The sequence below is a fragment of the Microcoleus sp. B3-D7 genome (assembly GCF_036705305.1).
Lineage (GTDB): Bacteria > Cyanobacteriota > Cyanobacteriia > Cyanobacteriales > Microcoleaceae > Microcoleus.
The window spans coordinates 263582-279310 of the sequence record NZ_JAUBUE010000002.1; the positions used below are offsets into that span (position 1 = coordinate 263582).

At 47.0% G+C, this 15729-nt stretch carries 16 protein-coding genes; 10 read left to right on the top strand and 6 right to left on the bottom strand.

Annotated features, from left to right (window positions below):
* Positions 1-139 precede the first annotated feature (139 nt).
* Positions 140-931: an HAD family hydrolase gene (locus QUB25_RS02745; RefSeq protein WP_333181937.1), complete on the top strand. Its 792-nt coding sequence runs from the start codon at positions 140-142 to the stop codon at positions 929-931.
* A gap of 70 nt (positions 932-1001) precedes the next feature.
* Here QUB25_RS02745 and mreD read toward each other — a convergent pair whose 3' ends face one another.
* The 3 genes from mreD to QUB25_RS02760 all read right to left on the bottom strand — a co-directional run bounded on the left by mreD (position 1002) and on the right by QUB25_RS02760 (position 3469).
* Entirely contained in the window at positions 1002-1571 is a 570-nt protein-coding gene (mreD, locus tag QUB25_RS02750; RefSeq protein WP_333034926.1) for a rod shape-determining protein MreD, read from the bottom strand.
* On the bottom strand, positions 1568-2374 hold the full coding sequence (mreC, locus tag QUB25_RS02755) for a rod shape-determining protein MreC (RefSeq protein WP_333181938.1): 807 nt from the start codon (positions 2372-2374) through the stop codon (positions 1568-1570). The genes mreD and mreC overlap by 4 nt, the downstream gene beginning before the upstream one ends.
* 87 nt (positions 2375-2461) lie before the next feature.
* Entirely contained in the window at positions 2462-3469 is a 1008-nt protein-coding gene (locus QUB25_RS02760; protein ID WP_006632285.1) for a rod shape-determining protein, read from the bottom strand.
* A gap of 330 nt (positions 3470-3799) precedes the next feature.
* Here QUB25_RS02760 and QUB25_RS02765 point away from each other — a divergent pair, with 330 nt between their 5' ends.
* From QUB25_RS02765 to QUB25_RS02800, 8 genes are all read left to right on the top strand, one after another.
* On the top strand, positions 3800-4159 hold the full coding sequence (locus QUB25_RS02765; RefSeq protein WP_190663675.1) for a single-stranded DNA-binding protein: 360 nt from the start codon (positions 3800-3802) through the stop codon (positions 4157-4159).
* Between the two features lie 47 nt (positions 4160-4206).
* On the top strand, positions 4207-4728 hold the full coding sequence (locus QUB25_RS02770) for a tetratricopeptide repeat protein (RefSeq protein ID WP_333181939.1): 522 nt from the start codon (positions 4207-4209) through the stop codon (positions 4726-4728).
* An 83-nt stretch (positions 4729-4811) separates the two neighbouring features.
* Positions 4812-5483 carry a hypothetical protein gene (locus QUB25_RS02775; RefSeq protein WP_333034930.1) on the top strand — a complete coding sequence of 224 codons (672 nt, stop codon included), beginning with the start codon at positions 4812-4814 and terminating at the stop codon, positions 5481-5483.
* Between the two features lie 71 nt (positions 5484-5554).
* Entirely contained in the window at positions 5555-6859 is a 1305-nt protein-coding gene (locus QUB25_RS02780; RefSeq protein ID WP_333181940.1) for a metallopeptidase TldD-related protein, read from the top strand.
* A gap of 242 nt (positions 6860-7101) precedes the next feature.
* Positions 7102-7926 carry a DUF3153 domain-containing protein gene (locus QUB25_RS02785; protein WP_333059940.1) on the top strand — a complete coding sequence of 275 codons (825 nt, stop codon included), beginning with the start codon at positions 7102-7104 and terminating at the stop codon, positions 7924-7926.
* 201 nt (positions 7927-8127) lie between these two features.
* Positions 8128-8517 (top strand): LapA family protein, encoded by a 390-nt coding sequence (locus QUB25_RS02790; RefSeq protein ID WP_333034937.1) that lies wholly within the window; start codon positions 8128-8130, stop codon positions 8515-8517.
* Between the two features lie 80 nt (positions 8518-8597).
* Positions 8598-9413 (top strand): segregation/condensation protein A, encoded by an 816-nt coding sequence (locus QUB25_RS02795; protein WP_333059942.1) that lies wholly within the window; start codon positions 8598-8600, stop codon positions 9411-9413.
* A 318-nt stretch (positions 9414-9731) separates the two neighbouring features.
* Complete coding sequence (locus QUB25_RS02800) at positions 9732-10895, top strand: NDP-sugar synthase (protein WP_333034939.1); 1164 nt, start codon at positions 9732-9734, stop codon at positions 10893-10895.
* A gap of 122 nt (positions 10896-11017) precedes the next feature.
* On the opposite strand, the gene speA is transcribed toward QUB25_RS02800, so the two are convergent.
* The 3 genes from speA to QUB25_RS02815 all read right to left on the bottom strand — a co-directional run bounded on the left by speA (position 11018) and on the right by QUB25_RS02815 (position 15242).
* Entirely contained in the window at positions 11018-13027 is a 2010-nt protein-coding gene (speA, locus tag QUB25_RS02805; protein ID WP_333181941.1) for a biosynthetic arginine decarboxylase, read from the bottom strand.
* Between the two features lie 317 nt (positions 13028-13344).
* On the bottom strand, positions 13345-14493 hold the full coding sequence (locus QUB25_RS02810) for a helix-turn-helix domain-containing protein (RefSeq protein WP_333181942.1): 1149 nt from the start codon (positions 14491-14493) through the stop codon (positions 13345-13347).
* Between the two features lie 158 nt (positions 14494-14651).
* Entirely contained in the window at positions 14652-15242 is a 591-nt protein-coding gene (locus QUB25_RS02815; protein WP_333034942.1) for a DUF3611 family protein, read from the bottom strand.
* A gap of 167 nt (positions 15243-15409) precedes the next feature.
* Between QUB25_RS02815 and QUB25_RS02820 the strand changes: the two genes are divergently transcribed.
* On the top strand, positions 15410-15580 hold the full coding sequence (locus QUB25_RS02820) for a hypothetical protein (RefSeq protein WP_172186391.1): 171 nt from the start codon (positions 15410-15412) through the stop codon (positions 15578-15580).
* The last annotated feature ends 149 nt before the right edge of the window (positions 15581-15729 follow it).

A 15729-nucleotide genomic window follows, 5' to 3' on the forward strand; every position in this document is an offset into this window, starting at 1 on the left:
TCGATCGCCTTTATTGAACCCCATCCTCAACAAATTCATAGGTTTTTTTAATAATAGCATTAAAATTTATGTATTATAACTTATACATTTTTTGCTACAGTCAAGAAATGTATAACTCCCTAGATTTACTTAACGTTTTATGTTAACTGCTGTCGCCCAAGACTCCGAAAACCTTCAGTACAAGCTACCATCAGAGGCTGAGTCGTCCCCCCGGATGACGGTATTTTGCGATTTAGACGGGCCCATAGTCGATGTGTCCGATCGCTACTACGCCACCTATCAACAGGGATTAGCCGATACTCAAGCAGTATATCTTGCTCGGGGAATCAACCTCAACCTTCAAATACTCAGCAAACAGCAGTTTTGGCAAATGAAACAAAACCGAGTGCCCGATTCTGAAATAGCCAAAAGTTCCGGCTTGTCGGGAGAAGAAATTCACGTTTTTCTCGGATGCGTCAGTCAGATTGTCAATCAGCCAGACTTGTTGCACTTAGATCGCATCCAGCCGGGAGTACAATGGGCGATCGGACTTCTGCACTCCCGCGGCGTGCGGCTGATTTTAGTCACCCTGCGGCCGAGAAATCAAGCCGTTCAACTGTTACAAAATTACGGTTTAGCCAGACTGTTTACCAGCATTCGCGGAACTCAGATGGCTGATGCCGCCTATCACAACTATACAGCCTTAAAAACTGAATTGTTGGCTGAAGTTGCAGAAGAATTTGAGTCATCGCTGGGTTCGGCTTGGATGATCGGAGATACAGAAGCAGACATCCTCGCAGGAAAAGCATTGGGAATACCTACAATTGCCGTTACCTGCGGAATTCGCAGTCGCTATCAACTCCAAAAGCACCAGCCTAATTTCATTCTCAGCAACTTGATTATTGCCGTTCATCACTTATTAGGTTCCGGTCAACAACTAATAGTAGAATGACTACAGTTAACAATAATTAGTGAAAACTTAACTGTTGACTAAGGACTCATGAATGCTGACTAATGGCTGACTAAGGTTTTTCTACATTCCTGGTCATTTCCCACAAGCGATTGAGCGGAAAATAAATCACCGGAGCCCAAAGACTGCTAAGAATAGCAGAACACAAAGCCACTCGCTGGTGATAGCTCCAAATTTCCAGTAAAGCCCGATCGCCCATAGAAAAAAATTGTAGCCCCATCACCGTTTCCGCTACCACCGCCATCCCAAACACAATTAACGCGATCGGGATCGGATCTCTCTCAACAATATCTACCGGAATCGACCAGGTTTTCTGCAAAACAACTGTTAAGACTCCTACAACAACTAGACTGACAGCATGGGTGGGATGAGGAGCCGTCATCGCATCTTGAAGAAACCCCAAAACCAAGCCCATGCTAGCAGCTCCCCAAACTGTACGTTTCCGCTTAATACTCCAAGCTACCAACCAAATTAACAGCCAGTTCGGTCCAATTCCCAGCAATTCCATTCCCGGCATCCGAGTGGGCAATATCAGTATGCACAGCATCACAGATAGAAATGTAACTGCGAAGTTGAGAAATTGGCGCGATCGCGGCGAAGACATCCGAGATAAAGCTTTCATTGTTGCTGTGCTCCCTCAGATGGTGCAGAAGATTGACTCTGCGAATCTTTTGGTTCGACTTGCTTAGAGTGGGGGTAAACCACCGCCCACTCCAGAGCATTCATCGGTGCAGAGAACTCAACCACAGCTTCTGGAGCCGGAGTTTTATTCATATCCACCGAAACCACTTTTCCCACAGGCAAACCAGCAGGGAACAACTGACTGTAAGAAGAAGTTGAAACCACATCCCCAGGTTTGACATTGGGAACATTCTCAAAAAACTCCATCACCGCCTGATTTCCGCCTTTCCCGCGCATAAAACCCATGTGGCGACTGCGGGTAATTCCCACACCCAATTGACTCGTAGCGTCGCTGACTAACAGCACCAAGCTAGTATTAGGAGTAACGCTGACAACCCTGCCTACTAAACCGCCGGGGCCCATCACAGTAAAATCTGTTTTGATGCCATCGTTACTGCCGCGCCCCAAGGTTACTTGCTGCCACCAGTGGTCGGCGCTGCGACCGACAATAGGAGCTACAATCCCTGCTGGTTTCTTAGCCGAAACGTACCCTAAAAGCTCTTTTAGCTTCTGATTTTGATTTTCTAATTCTAATAGCTGCGCTTGCAATTCTTGAGTGCGCGCCGAGATAAGTTCCTCTTGCCCAGAGCCGTTGGCGTGAAACGGACGAGTAACCCAATTGTAAACTTCAAATACTGCCGCACCTTGTGTTTGCCGAACTCCCCAAGCGGCAGTTACAGCTAAACCTAGAAGAGCAATTTGCAGCCGCAGATCCCACCACTTTCGGAATGTATTTTTTAGCATAATTTCACTAATCTAAAATTGTTAAGTCAGGATTTTAGATTTGAGATTGCAGCCGTATTTCTAAATCCACAATCCCAAATTTTTTAACTACATATTACGCGACGACTGCCCGCTGAAAACCCGTTCCAACTGTTTGTTTTCCAATACCCTACCAGTTCCCAAAACCACGCAGCACAGCGGATCTGCTGCCACGTGAGTGACAATTCCTGTTTCGTGACTGATCAGAGTATCTAAACCTTTCATTAGCGCGCCACCACCAGCCAGCATAATTCCCCTGTCAATAATATCTGCTGCTAATTCCGGGGGGGTGCGTTCCAAAGTACGCTTGACAGCTTCCACAATTACTGAAAGCGGTTCCGACATACTTTCGCGAATTTCTGGGCCTTTGATAGTAACAGTTCGTGGCAGACCCGACAGTAAGTGCAAGCCCCGCACTTCCATCATTACATCGTCATCCTCTGGAGTTGGATATGCAGAACCAACCTGAATCTTAATTTCTTCAGCAGTGCGTTCGCCGATGACCAAATTGTGAACTTTTTTCATGTATTGGACGATCGCCTCATTGAGTTCGTCGCCGGCTACCCGCACAGACTCACTGATCACCGTACCTTGCAAACTCAAAACCGCAACTTCCGTCGTACCTCCGCCTATATCTATAATCATATTGCCAGTCGCCTCAGCAACAGGCAGTCCAGCCCCGATCGCCGCAGCGATGGGTTCATCAATTAACCGTACTTCTCTAGCACCGGCCTGAGTCGCCGCCTCAATGACAGCACGCCTCTCGACTCCGGTGACACCGCTGGGGATGCCAATAATTATCCGCGGCGAAACTAAGCTTCGGCCTTCGTGAACTCTGCGGATAAAAGTCTTGAGCATCAGTTCTGCCGTATCGAAGTCTGCAATTACCCCGTCGCGAAGCGGGCGCAGTGCTATGACATTCCCTGGCGTGCGGCCGAGCATTTTTTTTGCTTCTTCTCCAACAGCCAGCGGTATTTTTAAATCTTGGTCGATCGCCACTACAGAAGGTTCCTGCAGAACAATACCTTTGCCCGATACATAAACGAGCGTGTTAGCAGTACCGAGGTCGATACCCATATCTCTAGATAACGAAAATCGATTGAGAAGACCCACTGATTCGTACCCCCCCCAAAAACTAAAATACTATTGTGTGCAATAATGTTGTTACAAAAGTGTAACCGAGGTGGATTCTATTACGTTTTTCATCCTGAGTCTAGTCAGAAATGTACATTGTCGAGCTCAGGTTGAGCGCAGACTTGCCAATCATCCACTATCAATATGTTCTGCTAACTGGGTGTACAATCAGGATGAAGCCTCACAAGCGTTGTTCCAAGTTCAGTTTGGAGGCTAATGCGCGTGTGGACTGTTTAACTACATCACCGATCGACCACATTCCCAAAAAAGTTTATGAGTCTTAATGTTGTGACTTTAGTAGGCCGCGTCGGCGGCGACCCGGACGTTAAGTATTTTGAGTCGGGTACAGTTAAGTGTAGTTTGACGCTGGCAGTGAATCGCAGAACCAAGAACAGCGATCAACCAGACTGGTTCAATCTGGAAATCTGGGGCAAAACAGCGCAGATTGCTGCTGACTACGTTCGCAAAGGCTCTCTAATTGGCGTAACAGGCTCTTTGAAGTTCGATCGCTGGCAAGACCGCAATACGGGTTCAAATCGCTCGAAGCCGGTAATTAAGGTAGACCATTTAGACTTGCTGGGTTCCAAACGCGACAACGAGTCGGGTATGTCGCAACACAACAGCGAATTCTAGCGTTTGGGGAATTGGGGAAGTAATATTTGTGAATTGGGTGGGTGCTTGTGACTTCAGAAAAGTTAGAAATTGTTCAAACTGAGTACCAAGCTGGGCAAGTAGCTTTTGAGAGTGGCCGGTATGCTCAAGCTGTGCAGAGTTTAGAAACAGCTACCGGTTTAGTCGATCGAAATTCCCGGTTGGGCGGTGAGGTACAAATGTGGTTAGTGACAGCCTACGAAGCCTCTGGCAATACAGAAAGGGCGATCGAGCTTTGCCGCAAGCTCACCCGCCATCCCCGCCAAGAAACCCGCCAACAAGCAAAGCGCTTGCTGTTCATTCTCGAAGCTCCCAAACTTACTATCCCTCCTGAATGGATGGTGAAAATCCCTGATTTGGCAGCTTTAGATGAAAATCAATCAATCAGTTTTCAAGCTAATCCAAACGCTGATATCAAGTACGCTAAACGCAAGCCAGTCGTACCAGAGCCTGTAGATTTGAGTCAGGTTAATACGAAAGATAATAGGTTTATTTGGGTGGCGTTAATTGCGATTGGGCTAATTTTAGGCGGATTATTTCTTAGTTATTAAGCAGATGACCAATACACATTTCCAATAATTATTGTGGAACAGGCATCTTGCCTGTTCAATACAGGCTTTTCTGGATAGAAACAATGCCTTTTAGCAATTATAAAAGTATCAGCGCGGTCGCCAAAGAATTCCAAATTAATTACCTACGGGATAATTTCATTGTCGAAACAGAATTTGCAGTCAGCGAAGTTTTTCGGAATGAATTAGAATTGATTTTCAATGACGGAGTATTTGACAACTCGGAAATCGCCATTTGTGAAAATATCATTTATCCTGTATTAAAAGAAGTTTGGAAAAATTATCGAAGTAATTTTCTCCTCTGGAGTCACCAAACCTTAGTCTATAATGAGAATCTGTCAGGAATTCCCGATTATATATTGGCGAAGCGCTCCCCCCTCGGCACAGTAGTTTTTGACAAGCCCTATTTCATATTAGTTGAAGCCAAGAAAGAGAGCGCATTTGATGAAGGATGGGGGCAGTGTTTGGCAGAAATGATCGCCGTGCAGCGGCTTAACAATGAACCCGAACAAACTATCTTTGGGATTGTTTCTAATGGGGCAATGTGGCAGTTTGGCAAGCTGAAATTAGAAATGTTTACTCAAAATAAATTTTTCTATACAATTCAGGACTTAGAGCGACTGTTTGCAGCCGTTAACTATGTTTTTAAACAGTGTGAATTACAATTAGAGGAGAAGGAACAAGTAGAAAACGACACTGATTTTGACACGGATACACGGATTAATTATCGAGCATGAGGCAGGAATCAGAAGTTGAATAGCGATAATTGCTAAAATAAAAAAAAGACCCAACCAGAAAGGCTATTATTGTGAGCGATTCAACCGTAGACCAGATTTTGAAATTGGCCTCTCAGCGCGCCGATGCGGCTGAAGTCTACTACCTGTCGAGTCAAGACACGCCCATCGAATTTGAAAACAATCGCCTCAAATCCCTGCAAACCAAAGCACTGCAAGGCGTAGCACTCCGGCTGATATACCAAGGCAAAATCGGTTTTGCCAGTTCCACAGATTTAACGCGGATAGACGATTTAGTAGATGCAGCGATTCAAACAGCCGAAATCGGCGACCCCGCAGAATTTGAACTCGCCTCCAACTTTCACCTAAAAGGCCCGGAAACCACCTACACTCCGCCCACAACTCAAGAATTAGTAGAAAACGGCAAAAACCTGATCGAGCAAGTTCACGCCTACAATCCCGATATTATGGTAGATGTCGGCTTCCACGTCCGCAGCGGCCGCGTGAAAATTGCTACGACGCAAGACCTCTATGCCGAAAGAAGCAGCCAAATAATCAGCGGGACGATCGCGGGAAATTTGGTAAAGGGAGAAGACTTTATGCAAGCATACAGTTACGACGTAGCGTGCGATCGTCCCCTGGACACCGACAGCATCCTCCAATCACTCCTCGAAAAATACCGCCTCGCCGAACATTCAGCCACCATCACCAGCGGTTCCTACCCAGTATTATTTACCCCCAGAGGCGCTGCTAGCACCCTGGGGGGCCTGTTTGATACCATCCTTTCAGGTCAAGCAGTAGTTCAAAAAGCCTCTCCCCTAGCCGACAAAATCGGCGAAACCTTATTTGACGAACGCTTTACCTTTTTTGAAGACCCCACCTTAGGCCCTTCTGCTTGTCCCTTTGACGACGAAGGTACACCCACCACCCGTAAAGTCTTGATAGACAAAGGTACTGTCACGGGATTTTATTGGGATCGCAGGTGGGCGGCTCGCGCCGGTGTAGAATCAACCGGCAACGGTTTTCGTGGCGGATTGTCTCGCCCAGGCCCTGATTTGACTAACTTTTGCATTTCTCCAGGAAATACCGCCACTCAAGACTTGATTGCTAGCATGGACGAAGGTCTAATAGTAGAGCAGGTTTTAGGAGCCGGTCAGTCCAATCAGTTAGCTGGCGAATTTTCTGTCAATTTGGACTTAGGCTATAAAGTAGAAAAAGGCAAAATTGTGGGTCGCGTCAAGAATACAATGGTGGCAGGCAGCATTTTTGAAGCATTTAAAAATTTGGCAGATTTGAGTAGCGAAGCCGAATGGGTAGGCGGTGCAGCCTATTTGCCGAGTATGCTGTTTCAACAGTTGGGTGTAGCTTCTAGGCAATAAGTTCAGTGCGGTTAATTCCAGGTGACGCTGATACTGTTGCTAGAAAAATCTTAGCACTCACCTCAAAAAGACCCGGTTTCGGCCACGCAGCATCTGTGAAATTGCCCTTCGGTAGCCCATAAACCGCGTTTATGGTATGCGGTTCGCAAGTCCAGACGTGGAAATAGAAACACAGAAACAGTGCCGCGAATTCAACGCTTTGCTAATTCATGCAAATAGGGAAAAACAGGGAAAAAGGTACAATGAAAGAGCAAAATGTCAAGGATGGAACTCGGAAGAAGAAAAAGCACTTTTTCTTTTTTTTACCTTTGGTTTTTTGCCTTTTAACTCTAGTGACTGGATGCGTTCAGTACGATGTCGGGGTTAACTTTGAGAGTCAAACTCGTGGCGAAATCGTGCAGCACATTAAACTGGGGGAAAGGTTGACGAGCTTCAGCAGCGAAACTGTTGCAGAATGGTTGAAAAGCGTAGAACGCCGGGTGAGGTTGCTGGACGGAAAAACTAAACGGGTTTCCCCCACAGAAGTTCTAGTGAGGATTCCTTTCAATAATGGAGCCGAGTTGCAAGACAAGTTCAACCAATTTTACAATCCGATCGCACCAACCACAAAATATCGGGCCGCAAGTCCGCTAGAAACAGATTTGCCGAAGTTTGAATCTCACCTGAATATCAAGCAGAATAATTTGTTATTGGTGCTGCGAAATCGGTTGAGTTTGGAATTGGATTTGCGCTCTCTTTCACTGCTTTCTTCTAACGGCAGTCTGCTGCTGAGTCCGGGGGGACTTTTGGAGCTAGACTTTAGCTTGAACACGCCTTGGGGCGCCGAAAGTATTGAAACTGTCGCCGGTGCGCTGGTTCCCGAAAGCTATCAGCAAGGAAAACAGTTAGTTTGGAAGCTCAAACCCGGAGAAGTTAACTATTTGGAGGCGATATTCTGGATTCCCAGCCCGGTAGGAATTGGGGCGCTGATTATTGCCTTATTTGTAGCCGCGGGCATTGCTTTGAAATATCAAATATTGCCAGCACTCGGAATCGGCAAGAAACCACAAAACATCGGTCATACCTAAAGAGGATATGTCCTGGAGGGGCGGGTTAACCAATATCTTCACTCAGCTCTCAGAACTCCAATAAACCCGCCCCTCCCCGGATATTATGGTTAATTGACCAGATTTGATCTTATCAAAAAAGACTGAGAACATCTGTCAAAAAACAGTTGACAAATAGTAAATAATTTGCTTGACCTGAATTAAGAATTAGGAACAGAGAAAATGCGATCGCTAAATTTCTTCTTCATCTTTCTGATCTGCTTGGCTCTAGTATTATTCAGCATCGAAAATACACAGCCAGTCGCGATTCAAGTTATCCAAGGCGTCCAAGTTAAAGCTCCGCTGTGCGTAGAACTAATTGTAGCGACCGGATTAGGGGCCACACTAGCGTGGCTGTTCAGTCTGTGGTCGAGAATGCAGCGAACCCTCGCGTTGCGCCAAGAGATTCGCCAAGTTCGCGAAAAAGAGCAGCGGATTCAGGAATTAGAACAAAATCTTGAACGCTATAAAGCCGAAGTAGAAGGTCAACAACCTTTGTTAGAAAGTGGAGAACCGATAAGTTTAGAAATAGCAGCCATTGAGGGCAAAGCTGCTGAAATAACCGCCAATTAACTTGATATGCTCTCTCGTTTTCCCAGAGGCAAAATCTAAAATCTAAAATCTAAAATCTAAAATCTAAAATCTAAAATCGAATGGCCGTTTCCCGAGACCAAGATGGCTTAGAAACGATTTCCGAGGGGATCGCAATTTTAATTGACCTAGCGGAACGGGGAGAAATTGATCCTTGGGACGTTAAGGTAATTGAAGTGTTCGATCGATGTCTGAGCAAGCTTACGAACGCCTCCGATGCAGATCAGAGTAAGGATTTCTCCGATTTGTCCCACTCCGGCCAAGCGTTTTTGTACGCTTCAATGCTGGTGTTGCTCAAAGCAGAAAGTATCGTCCTCTCAGAACCCCCCGCGAATCCCGACTCGGCCGACGAGCCGGCAGTAGAAGACGCAGAGCACTCAGGCGGGCGACACTTGCCGCAGCATTTAGAGCGGCAATTGCGCCGTCGCGGTGTAGCTCAACTACCGCAAAAACGCCCGGTGACTCTCCCAGAACTGATTGAGCAGTTGCAGCTAATGAAAGCAGCAATGGAGCAGACAGTTACCCCCCGCCGTCGCCCTACCTCAAAAATGCGATCGCAAGCGGCCCAAGCTATCTTTGAGCTAGCTCACCAAGAAAATCTCGTAGAAACTGCTAGTGAACTCGAACGGTTTCTGGCTCAGCGGGGCGCGGAAATTGACGAGGGTTGGCTGGACTTGGACACATTGCTAGAGCTCTGGCACCATAACGATTTGCACTCTCCTGTCAACCCAGAACTCCCGGTATCGACTGCGGAAGTTCACTTGCCAAATCATGACCGCGTGGGTATTTTTTGGGCGTTGTTGCTCCTATCGGCTCAGTCTAAAGTAGAGTTGCTTCAAGAGGAGTTTTACCAAGACCTGAAAATCCGCGCGCTTTGAGCTTGCACGGTATTAGGTTCTCGGGGGAAACTAATAACTATGCCACTGCGTCGGTTAAGATTCTAGGCAGAATCTCGCTCTATGGCATTCTGTTGCTGAGTCTGGGATGCGGAGAGCGGGAGCGTGAAGTTATTGCTGGTTCCCGATACCTGGTTTCTTAGAATCCAGGTAAATTCGGAATAAATGATTGATAGCCTGGTACGATGTCGCCTATAAAGAGGTCAGGATTTTGCTGTGCTCGATCGATTCGACGATCGCAACCGCTAGCATCTAATTGTTCAGTTGATATCAGTTAACAGAGGGTTGAGGAAGTTAAGAATGAAAGCGATGATTCTGGCGGCCGGTAAAGGCACTCGCGTCCGTCCTATTACTCAGACAATACCCAAACCGATGATTCCCATCCTGCAAAAGCCAGTGATGGAGTTTTTGGTTGAATTGCTCCGCCAGCATGGATTTGACCAGATTATGGTCAATGTTTCCCACCTGGCAGACGTGATTGAAAACTACTTCCGTGACGGTCAAAAGTTTGGGGTACAAATTGCCTATTCTTTTGAAGGGCGAATTGAGGACGGAGAAATGATTGGAGAGGCTGTCGGTTCGGCTGGTGGCATGAAACGAATTCAGGACTTCTCGCCGTTTTTTGACGATACTTTTGTGGTGCTGTGCGGCGACGCTTTGATTGACTTGGACTTGACTGCTGCTGTGAAGTGGCACCGGGAAAAAGGGGCGATCGCTACTATTGTTATGAAATCGGTTCCCCGCGAGGAAGTTCCTAGTTATGGAGTGGTGGTAACAGACGAGTCTGGCAAAATTAAAGATTTCCAAGAAAAACCTTCTGTAGAGGAAGCTCTGAGTACCGATATCAACACTGGCATTTACATTTTTGAACCAGAAATATTCAATTATATTCCCTCTGATACAGAGTACGATATCGGTTCGCAATTATTTCCCCACCTTGTAAAAATAGGCGCGCCTTTTTACGGGATTAGCATGGACTTTGAGTGGGTGGATATCGGCAAAGTTCCTGACTATTGGCGGGCAATTCAGAGCGTACTCCTGGGACAAGTTAAAAATGTTTCGATTCCGGGAATTGAAGTGCGCCCCGGCATTTACGCTGGTTTGAATGTAGCTGTCAACTGGGATAAGGTTGATATTACAGGGCCTGTTTACATTGGGGGGATGACGATCATTGAGGATGGAGCAAAAATTGTCGGCCCGACAATGATCGGCCCAAATTGTTGGCTTTGCAGTGGCGCTACTGTGGAAAACAGCGTGATTTTTGAGTATTCTCGTTTGGGCCCGGAGGTGCGGTTGGTTGACAAACTGGTGTTTGGGCGCTACTGCGTTGATAAAACCGGGGCTGCGATCGATTTGCAAGCGGCTGCTCTCGATTGGCTGATTACTGACGCTCGCCAAGTTTTACCGACTCAACATGGAGAAGAGCGGCGGGCGATATCTGAAATTCTCGGTCATGGTGCATAATTGCTAATTGCTAATTGGCAATTGCTAATTACTCAAGGTAAGGTGCGCTAGGCGCACCCTACTTTTATATTTATGATCTCAGCTTTTAATTCTGGTAATGTGCTTAGGTTGCACCCTACATTTTAAGACTGAAGATAAGTATATTGGCTGAGACTCCGCTCGTAATTTTGCAGCAAAAGTTGGGCTTCGGAAAGAGTAATTTTATTTTGCTGCAAAGCTTCTTCTGTCTGACGGCGGATGCTTTCAACCAAACTTTCTGAATCGTACTGTACGTAGCTGAGGACTTCTTTCATAGTGTCTCCTTTCACAACGTGTTCGATATGATAGCCAGAAGGTGTTAGCTGAATGTGAACTGCATTAGCATCGCCGAATAAGTTATGAAGGTTGCCCATAATTTCTTGATAAGCACCTCCCAAAAATAGCGCCAAATAGTAAGGTTCTCCAGGTTTGAGTGTATGCAGTTCCAAAACCGACTTCACATCTCGCAAATCGATGAATTGGTCGATTTTGCCGTCGCTGTCGCAGGTAATATCCGCTAAAATACCGCGTTGAGTTGGTTCTTCGTCGAGTCGGTTAATTGGCATAATTGGGAACAATTGGTTAATTGCCCAACTATCCGGTACAGACTGGAAAACAGATAAGTTGATGTAATAAATAGACGCCATCACCTTTTCTAAGTCTTCCAAATCCTCCGATACATATTTTTTTTGCCGCGCGATCGTCTGTATTTTATCGCAGCAAGCCCAGTACAACTGTTCGGTTTTCGCCCGTTCCGCAATTCCCAAATAGCCTAAGTTAAATAAACTGACTGCTTCTTCCTTGAACTGGATAGCATCGTGATAAACTTCTTGGTAATTTTCGGGACTGATAGATTGGTAAATTTCGTAGAGATTGCGCGGAATTTGGTGCGCGTTTTCGTCTACTGGTTCTGCTACTTCTCTGGGGACATCGCTAGTACCGAGTACGTCAAAAACTAACACTGATTGGTGAGAAGCGATCGCCCGCCCGCTTTCGCTAATGATAATTGGAACGGGGATTTTGCGCTCGTCGCAGGCATCTTTCACTCCCGCTACTACGTCGTTAGCGTAGTTTTGCATATTGTAGTTTTTGGAAGCGTGGAAGTTTGTTTTAGACCCGTCGTAGTCAACGCCGAGTCCGCCGCCTACGTCCAAGTAGTTCATATTAGCTCCCAATTTAGCTAATTCTACATAAATGTGGCTGGCTTCTCGAATGGCGTCTTTGATGACACTAATTGAGGAAATTTGAGAGCCGATGTGGAAGTGCAGTAACTGCAAACAATCGAGCATTCCAGCTTTTTCTAGTTCGCCGACTGCACGCATAATTTCTGGAATTGTTAAGCCAAATTTTGCCCGATCGCCCGTGGAACCTCCCCAGCGGCCAACCCCTTTGGTAGTGAGTTTTGCTCGCACTCCCAAAATCGGTTTAATTCCTAATGCTTTGCTCGCGGCGATTGCGAGTTCTACTTCCTCTATTTGCTCTAGCACAATTACGGAAGTTTGCCCTAGCCGCTGCGCCAAAATAGCAGTTTCGATGTATTCGCGGTCTTTGTAACCGTTACAAATTAATAAAGCGCCTGGGTTTTTTAAGGTCGCCAAAGCTATCATTAATTCCGGTTTCGAGCCGGCTTCGAGCCCGAAGTGATGGGGTTGACCGAAACGCACCAAATCTTCAATTAATTGTCGGTGCTGGTTGCATTTTACTGGAAAGACACCGCGATAAACATTTTTGTAATTGTACCGAGCTATCGCTCGGGCAAAACACGAATTTAAGCGCTCGATCCGGTCTTCCAAAATATCAGAAAATCGAATCAGCAGGGGCAAAGCCAAATTTCGCTGTTTCAGGGATTCTACCAGTTCGCATAAGTCCAGGGAACCGCCGCGATCGCCCTTGGGAGAGACTGTAACGTGACCGGCTGCATTGATCGAAAAATACGGTTCACCCCAACCTTGAATTCGGTAGAGTTTCTCACTATCTTCTATTGTCCAAGATGCTTGTGGCAGTTGAGCTGCCGTTACCAAGGCACTGTCTGGTGTCGCCAAACTCGTGGCTGTTGGCGAGTGAGTCGATAGCGGATCGAGATCGGAGAAAGCAGCGGTGGCTGGGGAACTCATCTTATCGGAAACCTCTTTGAGGAGTGGTCAAATAGATAGTTTATCGCACATATCGGGTTTCCTGATGCAGTTGAAAAATCACTTTGGGTACACGGGCTGGCGATTTTAGATTTTAGATTTTAGATTTTAGATGTTAGATTTTAGAATTGACTCTACAGATGGATGAATGTGGGGGATTTAACTAAAATCTCAACCCTAATTGCTCTCCAGGACTCCTTTCTTCAAACAAATATCCGTATGGAGGTGAATTCGGAAACCCGGTTTCCGAGTTCACCTGCGCCAAGAGAGTGGTCGGACGATCGATCGCCCGACACACACTAACCAAAAATCACCTCCGGCGGCGCCATGTCAGCCCCCACATTCATTCCCCCGTTGCTAGACTTCTTCAAGCCTGGTTGAGGTGCTTTTTCTGGGGTCTTCTGAGCCGGTGCAACTGAGGCTGGCGGTGTCACCTGCGTTGGAGGTACTGCCTGTGCTCCTGGCACCACGGGTTGCTGCGACAGCCAACCCAAACCCCCTACAGCCCCAGCCATCAAAGCGGTGTAGCCGATGTACAAATGCACCGGACGCATTTGAAAGCCTTCGCTTGAGTCGGAATCGGAAACAGACACATACATACTGGGAATTGGAGTCGGAGCGGGTTTGGGCAAAGCATTCGCCATAGCGCTGCCGTCTAATCCCAAGGCGTCGCCGAGTCTGCGGATAAAACCTCTAACGTAAATATCTTGGGGCAGTTTGTCGATTTCCCCATTTTCGATCGATTCGATGTGGTGCAACGGCACGAGAGTTTGACTGTGGAGTTGCTGCAGGGATAAGGAGCGAACTTGCCGTCCCTTACGCAATTCTCTACCCAACTCCTGCAAGCACTCTTCTCGCTGTTGAACGGCTAAAGCTGCTTCTTCTTCCTTGGTGAGTTTTTTTGGCTTCTTGGGAAAACCGAACCCTGGGAAGGATTTTCCGGGGACTGTGACAGGTGCAGGTGCAGCCGACTCGACTTTAATTTCGTCTTGGGGCGCTTGTTTGCTGTCTTCAGAAGTGTTAGTGTCTCGATCGGAATTTTCAGTTTCGGACTCGGTTTGGGGGGGCGCTTCCACACTAGCGCTGCGCCAATAGAAGACCGGAGCAGTGACTGGTGGCTCCAATTCTTGAATTTCTGTCGCCGTCTCAATGACGGGACTTACAGTAGTAAAACTCTCTTGGGTTACTTGCGGTTCAATTTTGTTTTGTTTGGGAAATCGATCGAATGCGAGCTTGACGGCTTCTCTGCTAACTGCTCTAATTAAAATTTCGGCAGCGGAGGCTGCTTCGCCCAACATTGTTTGCAAGCTAGCTAGAGCGTGGCTATAGGTGTCGCTACAGAGGAGTTCAGTTTCTATTTGACCTAGGACAGAACGAAAACTTTCTTGAGAAATTTCAATAGTTGGGTGATCTGTCACCCCAAAATAAGCCTCGGGTTTCAGTGCCATGATATTCATGTTGTCTTAGTAGAAGGTATCTGAGTACGTTCTTCGACAGGTTGGCAGTGATTCCGGATGTCGGTTGGGGGAGAGTGGGAGAGTGAGGGAGAGTGAGAGAAAGAGAGAGTGGGAGAGTGGGAGAGGCGCAATTCCCACTTACCAATTTTCTATTGCTTGTGGATGCGATCGAGCAAAAAAAGAGCCCCGAAAATCCCGACAAAATGGGCAACAGTGGCGTGAGTATTGGCGAGTACCACAAATATATCTAGCGGCTGAATAAATCTGCCCAAATCAACTGCGGCACCGAACAAGGCTTGCGGCTGAGCTAGAGATTTGGCTAAAAGCGTGCCGCTGATGGCTTCTGCGCCGATCAGCGTCAGCACCATACCCGATAAGTTGCTCCAAAGTGCCAGCCGCACTTCTTTGATGGTGTCTGCTTTTTTGGGGCGGACAGCGTTAGCGGGCGATCGCAGTTGTCTCGACAAGCGGGTGAAGCGGAAAGAGCGATATACGCTGTAAGCGAGTACGGCCAGCCCGCAAATGGCAAAAAATACGCCGCCGCCGGTGCCGGCACTGGTTGAACCAGCAGCGGCGCTAGCCCTGGGGATGGCGAAGGGGATGGCAAAGAGCAAAATGATCGCCGCTACCACCCCCAGCACTACCTGTACCCAGAAGCAAACCCAGCCTGTTGTACGAAGCGCAAAGGCAACTCGCTGTACGGCGACAGGAAGCTTATCGTTATCTAACTGATTAGTCATATTTTGAGCGGGTATAATTAATTGGCATTAGTTGGCAGCAGTTTTTTCTCTTCGGGGACGGTTGACGGCGGTTAACCCTCTTTATAATAGAAGTAGCAATGTTTAAGATTTGTAACTAACATTGGATTTCACATTTGAATAGCGTCGATCGCCAGGTACCCACAGCAATGACACAACTACAACCCACCGTCACTCCCAAACTGGAACAGCCAAAGTTTGGCTTCAACAGCTACGCGGAACGCCTTAACGGTCGAGCCGCGATGATCGGTTTTTCTCTAACTTTAATTATCGAGTATGTCACAGGCCAGGGCTTGCTGTCCTGGTTAGGTCTCAACTAATTTTAGCAATGGCGCGGTCAGCCTTACACTTTGTCTTGACTCGAACGGCAGCGGGTGTGACTTCTGCTGACCGCGACAAATTCGGGAATTGATTAAAATATTAATTACAAACAAGCCGAGCGACTTCTCTGTCGAGAGAGATCTGTTCC